The organism is Arthrobacter sp. 10L430 (genome assembly GCF_056395245.1).
On the sequence record NZ_JBFTJD010000013.1, the window covers coordinates 1 to 17190 of the forward strand.

The 17190-nt window shown below is 64.8% G+C and carries 16 protein-coding genes and 1 tRNA gene; 9 read left to right on the plus strand and 8 right to left on the minus strand.

Going from position 1 to position 17190, the window contains the following annotated elements:
- The first annotated feature begins 236 nt into the window (after positions 1-236).
- Together AC1DDG_RS12755 and AC1DDG_RS12760 are read left to right on the plus strand one after the other, a co-directional pair.
- Positions 237-1364 carry an L-talarate/galactarate dehydratase gene (locus AC1DDG_RS12755; RefSeq protein ID WP_476876331.1) on the plus strand — a complete coding sequence of 376 codons (1128 nt, stop codon included), beginning with the start codon at positions 237-239 and terminating at the stop codon, positions 1362-1364.
- A gap of 10 nt (positions 1365-1374) precedes the next feature.
- Positions 1375-2070 (plus strand): FadR/GntR family transcriptional regulator, encoded by a 696-nt coding sequence (locus tag AC1DDG_RS12760; protein ID WP_476876332.1) that lies wholly within the window; start codon positions 1375-1377, stop codon positions 2068-2070.
- Positions 2071-2158: 88 nt separating this feature from the next.
- On the opposite strand, the gene AC1DDG_RS12765 is transcribed toward AC1DDG_RS12760, so the two are convergent.
- On the minus strand, positions 2159-3070 hold the full coding sequence (locus AC1DDG_RS12765) for a LysR family transcriptional regulator (protein ID WP_230120406.1): 912 nt from the start codon (positions 3068-3070) through the stop codon (positions 2159-2161).
- A 121-nt stretch (positions 3071-3191) separates the two neighbouring features.
- Here AC1DDG_RS12765 and AC1DDG_RS12770 point away from each other — a divergent pair, with 121 nt between their 5' ends.
- Together AC1DDG_RS12770 and AC1DDG_RS12775 are read left to right on the plus strand one after the other, a co-directional pair.
- Positions 3192-4493, plus strand: coding sequence for a glucarate dehydratase family protein (locus AC1DDG_RS12770; protein ID WP_476876333.1), 1302 nt, complete (start codon positions 3192-3194; stop codon positions 4491-4493).
- Entirely contained in the window at positions 4487-5518 is a 1032-nt protein-coding gene (locus tag AC1DDG_RS12775; RefSeq protein ID WP_476876334.1) for a 2-hydroxyacid dehydrogenase, read from the plus strand. The genes AC1DDG_RS12770 and AC1DDG_RS12775 overlap by 7 nt, the downstream gene beginning before the upstream one ends.
- Here the strand turns inward: AC1DDG_RS12775 and AC1DDG_RS12780 are convergent.
- Genes AC1DDG_RS12780 through AC1DDG_RS12805 form a run of 6 tightly spaced genes read right to left on the minus strand, consistent with a single transcriptional unit; the run spans position 5511 to position 11995 of the window.
- The gene (locus tag AC1DDG_RS12780) at positions 5511-6236 is read right to left on the minus strand and encodes a sulfite exporter TauE/SafE family protein (RefSeq protein ID WP_476876335.1); all 726 of its coding nucleotides are present in this window, start codon (positions 6234-6236) and stop codon (positions 5511-5513) included. The genes AC1DDG_RS12775 and AC1DDG_RS12780 overlap by 8 nt on opposite strands.
- A complete protein-coding gene (locus AC1DDG_RS12785; RefSeq protein ID WP_476876336.1) occupies positions 6233-7288 on the minus strand; it encodes an ABC transporter ATP-binding protein in 1056 nt (351 codons plus the stop codon). Before AC1DDG_RS12785 ends, AC1DDG_RS12780 begins: the two co-directional genes overlap by 4 nt.
- Entirely contained in the window at positions 7281-8444 is a 1164-nt protein-coding gene (locus AC1DDG_RS12790) for an ABC transporter ATP-binding protein (protein ID WP_476876337.1), read from the minus strand. The genes AC1DDG_RS12785 and AC1DDG_RS12790 overlap by 8 nt, the downstream gene beginning before the upstream one ends.
- The gene (locus AC1DDG_RS12795) at positions 8441-9472 is read right to left on the minus strand and encodes an ABC transporter permease (protein WP_476876338.1); all 1032 of its coding nucleotides are present in this window, start codon (positions 9470-9472) and stop codon (positions 8441-8443) included. Before AC1DDG_RS12795 ends, AC1DDG_RS12790 begins: the two co-directional genes overlap by 4 nt.
- 8 nt (positions 9473-9480) lie before the next feature.
- Positions 9481-10410: an ABC transporter permease gene (locus AC1DDG_RS12800; protein WP_476876339.1), complete on the minus strand. Its 930-nt coding sequence runs from the start codon at positions 10408-10410 to the stop codon at positions 9481-9483.
- A gap of 25 nt (positions 10411-10435) precedes the next feature.
- Complete coding sequence (locus tag AC1DDG_RS12805) at positions 10436-11995, minus strand: ABC transporter substrate-binding protein (RefSeq protein ID WP_476876340.1); 1560 nt, start codon at positions 11993-11995, stop codon at positions 10436-10438.
- Between the two features lie 311 nt (positions 11996-12306).
- Between AC1DDG_RS12805 and AC1DDG_RS12810 the strand changes: the two genes are divergently transcribed.
- From AC1DDG_RS12810 to AC1DDG_RS12820, 3 genes are all read left to right on the plus strand, one after another.
- Positions 12307-13257: a 2-hydroxyacid dehydrogenase gene (locus tag AC1DDG_RS12810; protein WP_476876341.1), complete on the plus strand. Its 951-nt coding sequence runs from the start codon at positions 12307-12309 to the stop codon at positions 13255-13257.
- Positions 13254-13646 (plus strand): universal stress protein, encoded by a 393-nt coding sequence (locus tag AC1DDG_RS12815; protein ID WP_476876342.1) that lies wholly within the window; start codon positions 13254-13256, stop codon positions 13644-13646. Before AC1DDG_RS12810 ends, AC1DDG_RS12815 begins: the two co-directional genes overlap by 4 nt.
- A gap of 171 nt (positions 13647-13817) precedes the next feature.
- Complete coding sequence (locus AC1DDG_RS12820) at positions 13818-15194, plus strand: MFS transporter (RefSeq protein WP_476876343.1); 1377 nt, start codon at positions 13818-13820, stop codon at positions 15192-15194.
- Between the two features lie 303 nt (positions 15195-15497).
- Here AC1DDG_RS12820 and AC1DDG_RS12825 read toward each other — a convergent pair.
- Positions 15498-15580, minus strand: a tRNA-Leu gene (locus AC1DDG_RS12825).
- 387 nt (positions 15581-15967) lie between these two features.
- Between AC1DDG_RS12825 and AC1DDG_RS12830 the strand changes: the two genes are divergently transcribed.
- Complete coding sequence (locus AC1DDG_RS12830) at positions 15968-16711, plus strand: FhaA domain-containing protein (RefSeq protein ID WP_476876344.1); 744 nt, start codon at positions 15968-15970, stop codon at positions 16709-16711.
- The gene (locus AC1DDG_RS12835) at positions 16708-17190 is read left to right on the plus strand and encodes an FHA domain-containing protein FhaB/FipA (protein ID WP_476876345.1); all 483 of its coding nucleotides are present in this window, start codon (positions 16708-16710) and stop codon (positions 17188-17190) included. The genes AC1DDG_RS12830 and AC1DDG_RS12835 overlap by 4 nt, the downstream gene beginning before the upstream one ends.

Below are 17190 nucleotides of genomic sequence, written 5' to 3' on the forward strand. Positions count from 1 at the left end.
ACCGGCATCCCCTGGTTCATCCCCCCACCCCACATCGACCCCACCCAAAAACCCCGACGCAACCACCACCACCGAACATAAAACGACCACCCACCCGGCGGTCATGGCATGCGAACTCTTCGGCTTCGGCACCTCCAATGGTCGGTCCCATCGTGAGGAACTTGTAATACAAGTTCGCGGCTTGTAGCATAAGACCTGAGGGCGATGTTGCCCCCTTCCGCTTCCAAGGAGAACCCATGAGCACCGTCGACCTGATCCGGCACGTCAAACTTTCCACTGCGAGGCTCCCGCTGGCCGTTCCGATCAGCGACGCCAAGGTCTTCACCGGCCGTCAGAAACCCATGACCGAGGTAGTCTTCCTCTTCGCCGAGATCACCACCGAACAGGGCCACAGCGGAATTGGCTTCAGCTACTCCAAGCGTGCCGGCGGGCCTGCCCAGTACGCCCACGCCAAAGAAGTTGCCGAAGGCATCATCGGCGAGGACCCCAACGACATCGGCAAGATCTACACCAAACTCCTCTGGGCCGGGGCATCCGTTGGCCGCTCCGGCGTAGCCACCCAGGCCTTGGCCGCCATCGACATCGCCCTCTACGATCTCAAGGCCAAGCGTGCCGGCCTGCCCTTGGCCAAACTCCTGGGCTCGTACCGTGACTCCGTGCAGACCTACAACACCTCAGGCGGCTTCCTCAACGCGACCTTGGACGAGGTCAAGGCACGTGCCACCCAGTCCATCCACGAAGGCATCGGCGGCATCAAGATCAAGGTCGGACTCCCGGACAGCAAGGAGGACCTGCGCCGCGTCGCCGGGATCCGCGAATACATCGGCTGGGACGTTCCCCTCATGGTGGACGCCAACCAGCAGTGGGACCGCGCCACCGCGCTGCGCATGGGCCGCCAGCTCGAGGAATTCAACCTCGTGTGGATCGAAGAACCGCTGGACGCATACGACTTCGAGGGCCACGCCCACCTCACCGCCGTCCTGGACACGCCCATCGCCACCGGCGAGATGCTGGCCTCGGTAGCCGAACACAAGGGCCTCATCAACGCCAACGGCTGCGACATCATCCAGCCCGACGCTCCCCGCGTCGGCGGCATCACCCAGTTCCTCCGCCTCGCCGCCCTCGCGGACGAACGCGGTCTGGGCTTGGCACCGCACTTCGCCATGGAGATCCACCTGCACCTCGCCGCCGCCTACCCGCGCGAGCCGTGGGTGGAGCACTTCGACTGGCTGGACCCGCTGTTCAACGAGCGCCTCGAAACCAAGAACGGCCGCATGATCGTCCCAGACCGCCCCGGCCTCGGCGTGAGCCTTAGTGACCAGGCCCGCGCCTGGACCACCGAGACAGTGGAGTTCGGCGCGTAATCTTGAAGCCATGAGCCGGAACCTGACCGCGGACCTCGCCGCCGATCTTCGCAACCGCATAGTCGACGGCGACATCCAGCCCGGGGACAAGCTACCGAGCGAAAACACGCTGATCGGCGAGTTTGGCGTGAGCCGCACCGTGGTCCGGGCCGCTCTTACCCGCCTTCAGGCGGAGGGACTCGTGGAGACCGAACGCGGGCGGGGCAGCTTCGCGCTGACCCCGCCCCCGGACGGCCCGACGGCGGCAAACGGCACCAGGGCCGTGGTCACCATGGAAGACCGGATTCACCTGCTGGAGTTCCGAATCGGCGTCGAATCCGAGGCCGCCGCCCTCGCCGCCAGGAACCGCACCGACCGCCAACTCAAGGCAATGTTGAACGCGCTCGAGGAATTCACGGCCGGTGTGGAGCACCCGGCGCACGCCATGAAGGCGGACTACGAGTTCCACCGAGCCATCGCCGCAGCCTCAGGCAACCCGTTCTACTCCGACTGCTTGGCCTCCCTCGGGCAGACCATGATCGCCATGCCCCGGACACGGCTGATGACCGGAACCGAGCACTACGCCCGGGACCACTTCGAGCAGGTGGTTCACGAGCACGGATCCATCTATGCCGCCATCGCAGATGGTGACGAATCGTCGTCGTCGGCTGCCATGCGCAGCCACCTCGCTAACTCACGGCGACGGCTCCGGGCGGGACGCCAGTAGTTCCGGCCTGCCGGTCAGGGGCGTACCCGGTCAGGGCGTACCAGTCAGGACGGGCCGATCAGGACCCGCCAGGCGCCAGCCGGGCCGGTCAGAACGTCTCGATCAGCTTCAGAAGCCGAAGGACCGCGGGGTTGGCTGTTTCTTCGTTCCATGCCAGCTCCAAGTCCACCCGGTTCAGCTCCTGAATGCCGTGCCGTCCGTCGATCTCATGGAATTCCACTCCTGTGGGGGCGAAAGCCATTGCCGAGGCGGGGACAAGTGTCACACCAAGCCCGGCTTGGACGAAGGCCAGGAGAGCGGGAACCTGGCTGGCGTACTGGGTGATGTTGGCGTGGGCGCCGGCGCTGGCGAACAGCCGGAGCACCAGGTCATGGAAATAACGGGCCTCCTTGGTGGAGTACATCAGCAACGGAAGCCTGTCCAGGGACCCGAGTGGCAGCGACTCCCCCTGCGGCGCCGCCATGTTGCCCAGCAACGAACTGCCCTCGGGCAGCGCCACCACCAGACGATCCTGCATGAGCGGCCGGGACACTACGCCCGGCCGGGCCACGATGGGCCGCAGCAGGCCGATGTCCACGCTGCCCTTCACCAGCCCGTCCATCTGGTCCGTTGAGACCAGTTCCCGGAGTACAAAGGACACCCCCGGCATTCCCTCCGCGGCGCGCCGCAGCATCAGCGGCAGCGCGCTCTGCCCGGCTATGGCCGTGTACCCCACAGTGATGGCGCCCGCTTCGCCGGACGAGACCCGGCGGACATCCAGGTCCGTCTTGATGCACATATCCAGGATCTGCCGTGCCCGCGGAAGCAGGGTGGCGCCGGCGGCGGTCAACTCCACCTTCCTGCTGGTGCGGCCGAAGAGCTGGGCTCCCAGCTTCTTCTCCAGCATCTGTATCTGGCGGCTCAACGGCGGCTGCGTCATGTTGAGCCGCTCCGCCGCAGCGCCGAAGTGAAGCTCTTCAGCGACGGCCACGAACGCTTCTAACTGGGGTAGGGAAAACATTCATACCTTTACTGAATTGTTGAGTGCGCAAATTAGCTTGGACGTGGATCGATGACTCCCCTTATGGTCGGGGAACGGAGCAGGCAAATCAACCCCGAGCCAACCCAAGGAGCACAGCGCAGTGGACCAGGCATACGATCCCGCCCAGTACGTCGACCAGGCCAGGATAACGGGCGTCTTCATCACCCCGGTGGCCTTCAAGGACCCACCGCTTCTGAACACCGTCGGCGTCCACGAACCGTTCGCGCTGCGGGCCATCGTGGAGGTCCAGACGGACGCCGGCGTATCTGGCTTCGGTGAAACCTACGGCGACGCCGGCCACATTGCCCGGCTCCAGCTCGCAGCTGCCGCCCTGCCCGGGACGGACATTTTCAACATTAACCGGCTGCGCAGCCGGATCACCGAGGCACTGCAGCAGGACAACATCCAGGGCGGCCACGGCATGAGCGGCATGGTGACCGGCTCGAGCACAGCTGACCGCGTGCTGTCCGCGTTCGACGTCGCAGCCTTGGATATCCAGGGCAAACTCCTCGGCCGGCCGGTCAGCGACCTCCTAGGCGGCGCTGTCCGAGACTCTGTGCAGTTCAGCGGGTACCTGTTCTACAAGTGGGCGGGCCACCCCGGCCAGGAGGACGACGGCTGGGGTGCGGCCTTGGACCCTGCCGGGATCGTGAAACAGGCCCGGACCATGGTGGACCGCTACGGTTTCACCGCCCTTAAACTCAAGGCCGGCGTCTTCGCACCGGAAGAAGAGATCGCGGCCATCCAGGCCCTCCGTGCGGAATTCCCCGACCTGCCGCTCCGCATTGATCCCAACGGCGCGTGGACGGTGGAGACCTCCATTCGCGTGGGCAAGGAATTGCACGGCGTTCTGGAGTACCTCGAGGACCCCACGCCCGGCATTGATGGCATGGCGGCCGTGCGCCGTGAGGTGGGAATGCCGCTGGCCACGAACATGTGCGTGGTCAGCTTCGCGGACGTGGCGCCCGCCGTGGCTGCCGGCGCAGTGGATGTCATCCTCTCGGACCACCACTTCTGGGGCGGCCTCCGCCGAACCCAGTTCCTGGCCGGTATCACCGAAACGTTCGGCCTGGGGCTGTCAATGCACTCGAATTCCCATCTGGGCATCAGCCTTGCCGCCATGGTCCATTTGGCGGCGGCAACCCCCAACCTCGACTACGCGTGCGACACCCACTGGCCGTGGAAGGACCCGTCGGAGGACGTCATTGCCGGCGGCGTGTTCACGTTCAAGGACGGCGCCGTCAAGGTCCCCACCGGCCCGGGCCTGGGGGTCGAGGTAGACCGCGACGCCCTGGAACGCCTGCACCGCCAGTACCTGGACTGCGGGATCAGGAGCCGGGATGACACTGGCTACATGCAGCGGCTCCAACCCTCCTATGAGCTTCAGAGCCCCCGGTGGTAAACGCCGGAGAGCGGGCTTCGGACGGCCTGCAATCGCTGAAGATCGTGGTCACGGACCCTATCATCAGCCGCTTCGAGGACCGGTTAAGGGCCGACGGCGGCGCCCACCACTGGGACATGGCTGCGGCATGGACTCCCGAACGCCGGCTTACCGCCCTGGCGGGCGCCGACGTCGTGGTTTGCTCCTCCCTCGGCCCCGCGGAAGCGGAGGCTGCCGGCCGCGTGCGGCTGGTGCATGTCACGGGCGCAGGCTACGACAAGATTTCTTTGCCCCATCTGGCGCCGTCGGCTCAGGTGGCCAACACCTTCCACCACGCACGGCCCATCGCCGAGCACGTCCTGATGGTCACGCTCATGCTTTCGCGCAATGTGGCTGCCGCCGACCGGGAGGTCCGCCAAGGAAAGTGGCGCACCATCGCAACCGACGACGACGTGCCTTTCCATCCCGTTCTCGCCGACCTGACGCTGGGGCTGGTGGGCCTGGGCTCCATCGGCGCCGAGGTGGCCCGAGTCGGCGGAATGCTGGGCATGAAGGTCCGGGCTGTCCGGCGCAATCCTTCGGCCCCTCTTCCGGAGGGGGTCCGCCTCGACTGGGTCGGAAGAAACCACGAGCTCCACAGGCTTCTGGCCGCGTCGGACGTGGTTGTGGTGACGGTGCCGCTGGATCCCGGCACGGAGGGGATGATCGGGACCACTGAACTGGCCAGCATGAAACGCTCGGCGTTCCTTATTAACGTGGCCCGCGGTCCCGTGGTTGACCAGGCCGCGCTCTACGCAGCCCTGAAGGAACGGCGCATCGCCGGAGCAGGCCTCGACGTCTGGTGGGGGTCGCCCGCGGACGGTGTGGTCCCGCCGGCAGAACTGCCTTTCGCGGCGCTGGAGAACACCGTACTGACGCCGCACCATTCGGGCCATGCACGGGTGACTTTTGAACGCAGGGCAGCGGACATTGCCGCCAACATCGGGCGCCTGGCCCGCGGAGGGAAACTTCTGAACCTGGTGCCGCGGCCGGTTCCGGCTACCTAGCTGCCAGGACCAGCTGCACGATCAGCAGGACGCTACCCAGCGCCGACGCTCCCAGGGCCAGGGCCTTGAGGCGCACCGCGTTGAGGAAGCGGTTAACAAACCGGGAAGCCGCGTAGCCGCCCACAGCCGCCGGTACCATCCACATCGCCAACACCAGCATTTCGGCCGAGACCGCACCGGCGATCCAGAGCATCATCATGGAAATCGACGAACCCACCATAAAGAATGCGCTCATGGTGGCGCGCAGCCGGGGTCCATCGTGGCCTTGCCAGACCAACGCCATGGGCGGGCCGCCAATCGACGTGGCCGTTCCCATGACGCCGGACGCCGCGCCTGCCGCGATCAGGTTTACCCGGACAGGCCGGGGCGCCCAGCCGCGGCCTGCCAGCACCAGTCCGGTCAGCACTACGGCCACCACCATCCAGGCAAGGCCTTCCTTGGACAGGGCGGCCACCAGCCACGCGCCGAGGAAGCTTCCGGGAACCCGGCCCACCAGCGCCCAGCCTGCGCCCCGCAAATCCAGGCTTTGCCGCTCCCGCACCGTCACCATCACGGTGACCAGAAACGCGAGGAGGATCAGCGTGGCCGGCAGCAGCGCCGGATCCACCATCGCGATCACCGGCGCCGCCAGCATGCCCATGCCGAATCCGCTGGATGCCTGCAGGCACGCGGCCAGGAAGATCACCCCGGCAATGATGGCGTATTCGGCACCCGTCACGGGGCGGAGGCGGTGGCAGGCGCAGTCGCGATAGGGACGGAGGCGCTGGTGGCCTTCAGGCCCTTGATGGAATCGAGCGGGAAGTGGCACTCTGCAACGTGCCGCGTACCGAGGGCCGAGAGGACCTGCGGTTCCGGCGCAACCTCACTGCAGATGTCCTGGGCTTGCCAGCACCGCGTCCGGAAGCGGCAGCCCGACGGCGGATCCAACGGAGAGGGAAGCTCACCTTCGAGGACAATCCTGTCCTGCTTCGCACCGCTGACGTCGAGTTTCGGGGACGCCGACATCAGGGCAGCCGTGTAGGGGTGCCGTGGATGGTCAAAGACCTCTTCCGTGGCTGCCGTCTCGATGATCCGTCCGAGATACATCACCGCGACCCTGTCTGCCACGTGGCGGACCACGGTCAGGTCGTGCGAGATGAAGATGTAGGAGACCCCGAGCTCCTGCTGGAGCTCATTGAGCAGATTAAGGACCTGTGCCTGGACGGAAAGGTCCAAGGCCGAGACCGGCTCATCGAGGATGATGACATCGGGGTTCAGGGCCAGTGCCCGGGCTATGCCGATGCGCTGGCGCTGGCCGCCGGAGAACTCCTGCGGCGACTTGCGTGCATCCGAGGGTCGCAGACCCACCATGTGCAGCAGCTCGCGGACCCGGGCTTCACGTTCCCTGGACGTGGGGTATAGGCCACGGTGGGTGGCCCACGGCTCGGCGATGATGTCCCCGGCGTTCATCCGGGCATTCAGCGAGGCGAACGGGTCCTGGAAAACCATCTGCACCCGCCGTCGCCAGCTCAGCAGCTCCTTCCCGCGGAGCCCGAAAGGATTGGTCCCTTCAAAGCTGACAGTCCCTTCATCCGGGGTTTCCAGCATCATCAGGGTCCGGGCCAGGGTGGACTTGCCGCAGCCGGATTCACCCACCAGGCCCAGCGTTTCACCGCGGCCAACGGTCAGGCTGATCCCGTCCAGGGCCTTGAGCCGCGTATTGCCGCTGGCGCTCTTGGCCACGTGGAACGTCTTGGTCAGGCAGTCAATTGTCAGAAGCGGCTCAGACATTGTTGATCTCCTCGCTGAAGTGGCAGGCGGCGGCGCGGGCAGGCCGCGGCTCGTTGCCGGAAAGGACGTTCAAAGCGCTGCCCGTGACAGCGGCGCCAAGTCCGGTGCCCGCACCGCCGACCGGACCGGTGACCGGGGTGACCGGACGGAGCACGGGCCGCTCGGCCCGGCAGATGTCCTGCACCAGCGGACAGCGGGATTGGTAGACGCAGCCGGCGGGGATGTCGTGGAGCTCCGGCGGGCTGCCAGCAATGGACTTGAGCTGTGCGCCGCGCTCCAGGTGGACCGGCACCGATTCCAGCAACCCCTTGGTGTAGGGATGGCGGGGGTCGGCGAAGACTTCGGAGACCGGCCCGCTCTCCACCACGTTGCCGGCGTACATTACAGCCACGGAATCGGCCTCCTCAGCCACCACCGCGAGGTCGTGGGTGATCAGGATGACAGCCATCTGGCCCTCTTCGCGGAGCTTCCGGAGCAGCTGCATGATTTGCGCCTGGACCGTGACGTCCAGGGCGGTGGTGGGTTCATCGGCGATCAGCAGGCGGGGATTGAGGGCCACGGCCATGGCGATGAGGATGCGCTGGCGCATGCCACCGGAGAACTGGTGCGGGTAGGAGTTGACCCGGGACTCCGGTTCAGGGATTCCCACGCGCTTCATCAGATCAATCGCCTCAACCCGGGCCTCCTTGGCACTCAGGCCGCGGTGGATGCGGAAGGCCTCGCCGAGTTGGGTGCCCACCGTATAAACGGGGTTCAGGGCAGTCAGGGCGTCCTGGAAGACGATGCCCAGCTCGGGCCCGGCAAACTTGAGCCGTTGCTTGGGAGTGAGGGCAGCGAGATCGGTGCCGTTGAGGTTGATCTCGCCGTCGGCCAGATCGCAGACGGGGTCCATGATCCCGGCCAGTGCCTTGGCCGTCATGGATTTTCCGCAGCCGGATTCCCCGAGCAGCGCCAGGGTTTCTCCGGCCCTGGCTTCGAAGGCCACACTGTTGACGGCGCGCACGGTGCCGCGGTGCGTGCGGATGTCCACCGCAAGGTCGCGGACCTTAAGGACGACGTCGTGTGCCTTCGCCTGCCCTGTTGCTGTGCCTGCGGCTGCTGCTGCGGCTGCGGCGCGCGAGCGTTTTGCGGGTGCTGGGTCGGTAGCTGTTTTCACGGCTGTATCTCCTTGGCTGGGATGCGGGCGATCAGCCGCTTGCGGGGAAGTGCGAGGCGCCAGCGCTGGGCCGGATCGGTGGCGATCCGCAGCCAGGCGGCAAGGACGTTGGCCGCGATGGTAGTGACCACGATGGCGACGCCGGGGAAAATCGACAGCCACCACGCGGTCTGCAGATACTGTCGGCCTTGGGAGACCATCAGGCCCCAACTGACATCCGGCGGCTGAATACCGATGCCGAGGAAGCTCAGCGAGGACTCGGCCAGCATCACGTAACAAAACTCGAGGGTAGCCAGCGTCAGCAGCGTCGGCAGCACCACGGGAATGACGTGCCGGACGATGATCGCATTCGGCTTGGCACCGAACGTGCGCGCCGCATCCACAAACGTCCGGCTCTGGAGCTCGGCCGATTCGGCGCGCGCCGTCCGCAGGTAAATGGGAATGCGGGTGAGGGCCAAAATCAGCACGATGTTCGCTGAGCTGGGGCTGAACACGTAAAGCACGACGACGGCGAGCAGCAGGGACGGGAAACTCATGATCACGTCGGCGATGCGCATGGACACGTTCTCACGCCAGCCCCGGTGGTACCCGGCCCAAACGCCCCAGAGGGAGCCAACAATGAGGGCCACTGCCACCGCAGGCAAGGCGACGGAGAAGGTGGTACGGCTGGCTACCACCAGCCGGGCCAGCATGCTGCGGCCCAGGGAATCGCTGCCGAGGAAGTATTCCCAGCCGTGCGCGAAGGTGAAGGGTGCCTTGTTGGCGAACAACAGGTTCTGCTTGGTGGCCAGATCGCCCATCAGGGCAGGGCCGATGAGGGCTGTCAGGCCGATGAGGATAAGGACCAGTGCCGAGACGGTGGCAAAGCGGTCCTTGAGCAGGAGGCGGAAGAGACTGAGCTTTCCATCCTGCTTGCTGTCCTTCTTCTTTCCATCCTGCTTGCTGTCCTTCTTACTGTCGCTATTTCCTTCCGGGAGTGCCGCCGGCAGCTGCACCGGAGCCGCACTTTCAGTCAATGAACTCTTCATGGCTACTCCTAAGCCTTTACCGTGACGGGACGGACGCGTGCGTCCAGCAGCGCGTAACCCATGTCGATGAGGATATTCAGGGCGAAGATCGCGACGGCGGTGAGCAGGACGGCTGCTTGCAGGACAGCGAAGTCCCGCTGCAGGATCGAATCGATCATGAGCTTCCCGATGCCCGGCCAGCCGAAAATGGTTTCCACCACAACGGCGCCGTTGACCAGGCCCACCGTCAGGTCCCCGGCCACGGTCAGCGCGGGGGCGGCCGCATTACGCAGCGCGTGATGCGTAACGACCCGGAGTTCGCCTGCTCCGCGGCTGCGGGCCAGTTTGATGTAGGGCTCAGAAAGCGCGGACACCATGGAGCCGCGGACTATCTGGACCAGCACACCGAACGGCCGCAGGAGCAGCGTGGCGATGGGCAGCACCCAGGCACCGGCTCCCGACACGCCTGATGTCGGAAGCCAGCCCAAGGTGATGGCGAACACCCAGATTCCCACGATTGCCAGCCAGAAATCCGGGATGGAAGCGGCAGCCATCGAGACGAAACTTGAGATACGGTCCGCAATGCCGTTCGGCTTCAGTGCGGCCCAGCAACCCACCACCAGGGCCAGCAGGATGGCCAGCACCATGGTGGTCGCGGCAAGCTGCAAGGTGGCAGGAAAGGCACGCAGCGCCATGGCGGCCGCGTCCTGCCCCGTGCGCAGCGACTGGCCGAAATCGAGTCGGAGCACACCGCCGAAGTAGTCGGCCATCTGCACCGGCAGCGGCTGGTCCAAACCATTGCGCGCAGTGAAGGCATCGCGCATCTGTTGCGTGGCATTCAGCGGCAGGTACAGACTGGCAGGATTTCCCGTCATCCTGGCCAGCGCGAACACACCGACGATCACCACCATCAACGGCAATGCGCTGGAGACAATCCGCTTTCTCAAGTAGATCAGCATGGCTGTCCTTCCTCCCGGAGCCGGGTTAGCTTGCCGGGGTCATTTCCGAAACACGCAGCTCATCGCCACTGGACGAGTTGGGCGTGTAGTTCACGGACTTGGCCTTGCCGATGATGCCGGTCTGGTGCGAGATGTGGGCGAACTGGACAACCTTGTCGTTCTGGTAGGCAAAGATCTCCTCGAAGTCCTTCTTCCGTTCGTCGCCCGATGCCGCATCCGCCTTCTTGATCATGGCGTCGAACTCGGGGGTGCCGAAGTAGCTCTGGGCTCCGGTGGACAGCATGTACTGGTCCACAGTGAAGGCGGCATCGCCGGCCTGGTTTCCGTGCTGTGTCATCAGTGCCACGGCGCCTTCATCTTTTGCGAAGGGGCGGACCTGGTAGGTCAGGTGCTGGCTGGTTTCGAGCATTTTGAGCTTTACGTTCAAGCCGGCCTGGCTCAGTTGCTCCTGCAGTACCTGGCCCAGTTCAGTGATCTTGGGGAACTGGGCGCTGCGGACTACCAGCGAGATCTGGGCGGACGTGTCAACGCCGTCGGCCTTTGCTTCGGCAACAAGGGACTTCGCCTTGTCCAGGTCGAACGGCCAGCCCTTCAGTGCGTCGTTGTGCCCCACGATGCCTTTAGGAACCAACTGGGCTGCCACCTGGTGCTTGCCCTGGTAGAGCGAGTTGACGATTCCTTCCTTGTCGATGGCGAAGTTGATGGCCTGGCGGACGCGGATGTCATTGAGCGGTTCCTCGTTGGCGTCGAGCCGCAGGGCCACTGTCTCGTTGTTCGGGTAGTCGACGCCGAGGTCACCGATGTTGTCGTCCGGGCTAAGCCCCATCGCGACGTCAGCTTCGCCGCTGGTGATCATGGCCGCCCGCACCGAACTTTCGGAACGCCACTGGTACTCGGCCTTGGCATAGGCGGGCTTGGCCCCCCAGTAGCCGTCCCAGCTGGACAGCGTGATCTTCTGGCCGGCATCCCACTTCTCGATCTTGTAGGGGCCGGTGCCGATCGGCTCACGGACCTTCTCCGTGGCGCTGGTCGACGTCGGGACCACTTCAAGGAACGAAAGGCGCAGCGGCAGAATGGGGTCGGGTTCCGGTGTGGTGACGGTGAGGGTAGTGGCGTTTACGGCCTTCACGGCGAGATCCGCATCGCCGAAGACATAGCCCTCTACGTTGCAGCCCAGCTTGGAGTTGACCGCCCTTTCGATGGTGAAGGCGGCGGCTTCGGCATTGAACGGCGTGCCGTCCTGGAACTTGACTCCTTCGCGCAGCTTCAGCGTCCATTCCCTATCGGTGGTGGCTTTCCATTCTGTGGCGAGCTTCGGCTCGAGCTCGCCGCTCTGGGGATTGCGTTCGATCAGCGGCTCGGTGACGTTCGAGCGCACCACAACACCGGTGGAGGTCAGGTTCGATTCACAGGCTTCGAGGGTGGGCGGTTCCTGGGCGAGGACCACGCGAACCGTGCTCGATGAAGCCGCGCCGGCGTCGGAATTGGCAACTGAACAGCCGCTCAGGCCCAGCACCGCGACGGATGCAAGGGCTGGCCACTTAAGCAAGCCAGCGGAAAAGGGGAGCTTTGAAGAAGACGTCATTGGATTCCTCCGGATTGGATACTTGCGGCAGCGGGGTGCTCTTGCAGCAGTGGAGCAGGGCATCAAGAACAGGTGCTTTCGGGGCCGCGCTGGACTCAAGCTAATTGAGGGCCACAGGCTCCACAAGGCTCGTGGCGGTCGCCAGCCGCGCCCGAAGGGGCGCCGGCGAGGCGCTCGGGGTGTGTGATGGGCACCACGCTGGCCTGAAATCCGCGTCGTTCCGCCGAAGTGGTCCCATCAATTCACTTCGTGAATCGAACTATGCCATTTACATGTTGGACGCGTATGAATCGGAATCCTAGGGTGCAGTTATGAAGAACATCGCTGTCCTCCAGGTAGGGCCACTCATGCCAAGCGTTCAAGAACCCATCACAAGGGAATACGGCGCCGTGCGGCTTCCCGATTTTCCCTCCGAGCAGGAAGAGTTCCTGAGGCTGCACGGCGGGTCTTTCGAGGTGGCCGTGACTTCCGGAAAGTTCGGCGTCGGCACGGAGCTGATGCACGCGCTCCCAAACCTTCGCGCGGTCATCAACTTCGGTGTCGGCTATGACACCACCGACGTCGCCCAGGCTGCCCAGCGCGGCATCATCGTCAGCAACACTCCCGATGTCCTCAATGACTGCGTGGCGGACACTGCCATCGCCCTGTACTTGGACGTCCTGCGCCGGGTCAGCGCAGCGGACCGCTTCGTCCGCCGCGGGGACTGGCTCAGCAAAGGCAACTTCCCGCTGGCCACCAAAGCCAGCGGCAAAAGGGTGGGCATCCTCGGGCTGGGCCGGATCGGACGGGTCATCGCACGCAGGCTGGAAGGTTTCGACTGCGAAATCAGCTACCACAGCCGCAATCCGGTGGACGAAGTCAGCTACGAGTACAAGGCGTCCCCGCACGAACTTGCCGCCGGTTGCGACGTGCTGATTGTCGCCGCCGCCGGCGGTCCCGGTTCGGCCAGACTCGTGGATGCCAACGTCATCGGTGCGATCGGGCCCGACGGCTACCTGATCAACGTTGCCCGAGGATCTGTGGTGGATGAGGACGCCCTCGTGGCTGCCCTCCTGGCCGGACGGCTTGCAGGGGCAGGGCTGGACGTGTTCGAGGAGGAGCCGAAGGTCCCGGAAGACCTCCTCGCCCTCGAGAATGTGGTCCTTCTGCCGCACCTGGGGAGCGGGACCCACGAAACGAGGGCGGCGATGGCAGAGCTGACGCTCGCGAACCTGCGGCAGTTCGTGGCCACTGGCTCGGTCCTGACGGCGGTGCAGGCATGAGCGTCGCAGTCGGCTACGTAGCAAGCCAAGAGGGCCGTGCGGCCCTCAGTGCCGCCATCGAAGAGGCTGCACTACGAGGGACTGCGCTGCAGATCATGGGCCCGGACGCGGGCGAAGTGTCCGCCGAGGCGGAGTCGGACATCCGCGCCGCCATCGCCGCGGCAGCGGCAGCGGGTGTGCAGGCCTCACTGCGCCCCAGCGAAGGCAAAGACGCTGCGGACCGCATGATCGACGCCTCCTACGAGGAGGCTGTCGAGCTGATGGTGATCGGGGTCCGGCGGCGCTCCCCGGTGGGGAAGCTCTTCCTGGGCAGCACTGCCCAGCGGGTCATCCTGGAAGCTGGCTGCCCGGTCACGGCAGTAAAAGCAGACGTCGGCCCGCGCATCTGAGCCAGGGGGCTGCACAGTGCCCTGGAGGTATCAAGCAATGCAAAATATGTGTTGGACGTGCATCACTGCGGTTGAATAAAGTCGAGGGGAAGCTGTGGCGGGGACCACAAAGGCCGGCCTCCCGGCACCCCCGCAGCGTAGGCTTGTTGATCGATCAAAGAGGATTTTCCCATGCAGTCTGTAGACACCGCTGTCACGGATCTGGCTTCGGCCACGAAGAAATTTTTCCGGCGAGTGCTGCCCATCATGCTGGTCATGCTCGTCTGTAACCAGCTGAACCGCTCCAACATCGGCTACGCCCAGGATCACCTGCAGGCGGACGTCGGAATCGGTGCCGCGGCCTACGGCTTCGGAGCCGGGCTGTTCTTCATCGCCTACGCCATCTTCGAACTTCCCAGCAACGTGATGATGGAGAAGTTCGGTGCCAAGATTTGGCTCACCCGGATCATGATCAGCTGGGGCATCGTCTCTTTCCTGATGGTGTTTGTTCAGAACGAGACCATGTTCTACGTTCTGCGGTTCCTGCTGGGCGCAGCCGAAGCCGGGTTCTTTCCCGCGGTCATTTTCTACTTCGCCCGCTGGGTGCCGGCCGGCCAGCGGGGCAAGGCCACCGCCGTCTTCATCGCGGGATCGTCAGTCGCGGCGGCGCTGTCCGGCCCGATCGCTGGAGTGCTTCTCAGCCTCCACGATGTCGCGGGCCTGCGCGGCTGGCAATGGCTGTTCGGCTTCGAGGGCCTGCTGTCCGTCACAGTCGGGATGGCCGTATTCTTCGTCCTCGACGCCAGGATCCAAGATGCCAAATGGCTCACGGCAGGGGAAAAATCCGCACTCGCCGGCGCCATTGACCGTGAGGATGCCCAGCACTCAGCCGGAAGCGGCGACAAGGTCAACCGCTGGAAGATGCTCCTGAATCCGCAGATTCTCCTGCTCTGCGGCATCTACTTCTCCGTGCAGCTCTCCATCTACGCCAACACCTTCTGGCTTCCCAGCATCGTCAAGCAGATCCCCGGCACCACCGACCTGAGCGTCGGCTTCCTTTCGGCCATTCCCTGGGTCTGCGCCGTCTTCGCCATGTACTTCGCTGCGAAATGGCAGGACAAAGCCAAATCCAAGCGTCCCCTGCTCGTGGTTGCCCTGCTCGGTGCGGCCGTGGGAACGTTTGCGGCAGCCGTCGCCACCCCGGTTCTGGCTCTGGTATTCCTGGCCGTCGCCGCCATGGGCTTCAAGAGCGCCTCCCCGCTGTTCTGGACCATCCCCCAGTCCGGTCTGCACCCGCTGGTCCTCGCCCCCGCCATCGCCATCATCAACTCCCTGGGCAATCTGGGCGGATTCGTGGCCCCGTTTGGATTCGGCATCATCAAAGAACAGACCGGAAGCGTGGTACCGGGACTCTTCGCCCTGGCCGCCGCCTCCACGGTGGCTGCCGGCCTCGTCTACTTCCTGAATGAACGCAAGCCCGCCAACTCCCCGGACGGAGCTGAGGCCCGGCCTGAAGGGGAAACCCCCGTTGAGGCGAATGCCCGGCCGAAGGTTGCCGTCAACAGATAATCGGTCAACAAATAATCGTTCAACCAAACCATCAATCGGACCGGGTCCGGCAGCTCTGCTGCCGGGCCCGCAGGTCTAGAGTGACCCGCTGGCCGCCGTCTGGCCGGAGCCAAGGGACTCGCCATCGATCTGAGGCGTACACGGTACGAGAACGGCTGCTGAAAACCCCAGCCACGCCTACCGTCCGGCAGCGGCGGCTCCGTCGTAGAGGCAAGGCCTACGGTTCCGCAGACGAGCCAGCCGCAGGCCGTTAAGGCAAAAAAAGAAACCCCGGTCCGAAGACCGGGGTTTTCCTTGATTGCGTGCGCGAGGGGGGATTTGAACCCCCACGCCCTTTCGGACACTGGCACCTGAAGCCAGCGCGTCTGCCGTTCCGCCACTCGCGCGCAACTTCTTCCATTCGATTCCAGCTCCGAATCCCGGAGTTGCAACCTCGTAAAAGCAGCGAGATCAAGCATAACGGACAATCACGGCAAAATGCCAATCGGCCGTTTTGGGGCCGTCAAACCACCTGCGGACGCGCACGTGATCCGCCCATGTTCCTCCGCCGAACGCAGACCATGCCCGCGTGATCACAGCAACACCGGGCGTTCGTGAATGAACGAATCGAGCGTCCGGCGCGTTGTGGATTAAGGTCATTCACAGGGGTGGCAAGTAGTATCGGATGTATAGGCGCCCGCTTCCCGGCGGGCTCACTGTTCTGTTATGACCTGCATTGCCAGATGAGTTCCACGAGGTGTGCCGCCCAGCGGCTGCAAGGAAAGGAGAGGACCATGGGTTTGCTTGACAAAGTCGAGCGCGGCATCGAGAAGGCCGTCCGCGGCGTCTTCTCCACCGGTTCCAAGGCCCAGGTTGAGCCCGTGGAAATCGCCAGCCGGCTCCGCCGCGAGGTGGACCACAAGGCCATCACGATTGCCGCCGGCCGAACCCTGGCACCCAACGTCTTCGACGTGCTGCTCAGCGATGACGACTTCCAGCGGGCCCAGGAATGGGGCACGCCCCTGGCCGAGGAACTCTGCGATGTGGTGATCAACCACGTCCGCAGCCAGGGCTACACGCTGCAGGGTCCGGTCCGCATCTCGTTCCGTCGCGATGAAGCCCACCGTCCGGGAGACTTCGAAATTACCTCCAAGACCGAAAAGGCTTCCGGCCCGGCTGCCGCGGCCCCGCCGCGCACCAACGTTCCGGCTGCGCCCAGCCGCCAGCCCGTCCGCCTGCAGCCCGTCCTGGACATCGACGGCCAGCGGTATTCACTCAACGCGCCCTCAATCGTCCTTGGCCGTTCATCAGAAGCTGACATTCTCGTGGACGACACCGGAGTCTCCCGCCGCCACCTGGAAATCCAAACAGCCGGCGGCACCACCACGGCCGTAGATCTGGGTTCCACCAACGGCAGCTACGTCAACGGACACAAAGTGGCCGGCAGCATGGAGCTCACCGACGGCTCCACCATCACGATGGGACGGACCAAAATCATCTTCCGCCTCCTGCCGGCCAACTCTGGCGGCCGCCCATGAGCGAACTGACCATCACGGCCCTGCGTTTCGGTTTCCTGCTCCTTCTCTGGGTTCTGATCTTCAGCATCGTCTCTGCTATGCGCCGCGACCTCATGATCGGCCGCAAGGCCGCCACGGGCGTCCCCACGGCCAGGCAGGTCCGCAAGAACCCCGACCTTGCCGAGCCGGCTCCTGCGCCGGTGAAGCAGCAGGCCCGCCAGCTGGTGGTGACGGAAGGCCCGCTCAAGGGCCGGACCGTCCCCCTGGCTGCCAGCCCAATCTTGCTGGGCAGAGCCCAGGAAGCCACTCTGGTGCTGGAGGACGATTACGCCTCCGGCAGGCATGCACGGCTTTTCCCGCAGGGAAGCCGCTGGTTCATTGAGGACCTCGGCTCCACAAACGGCACCTATCTGGCCGACCAGCAGCTCACCCGGGCCCTCCCAGTGGACCTCGGCGTACCCGTGAGAATCGGCAAGACGGTCATCGAATTGAGGCCATAG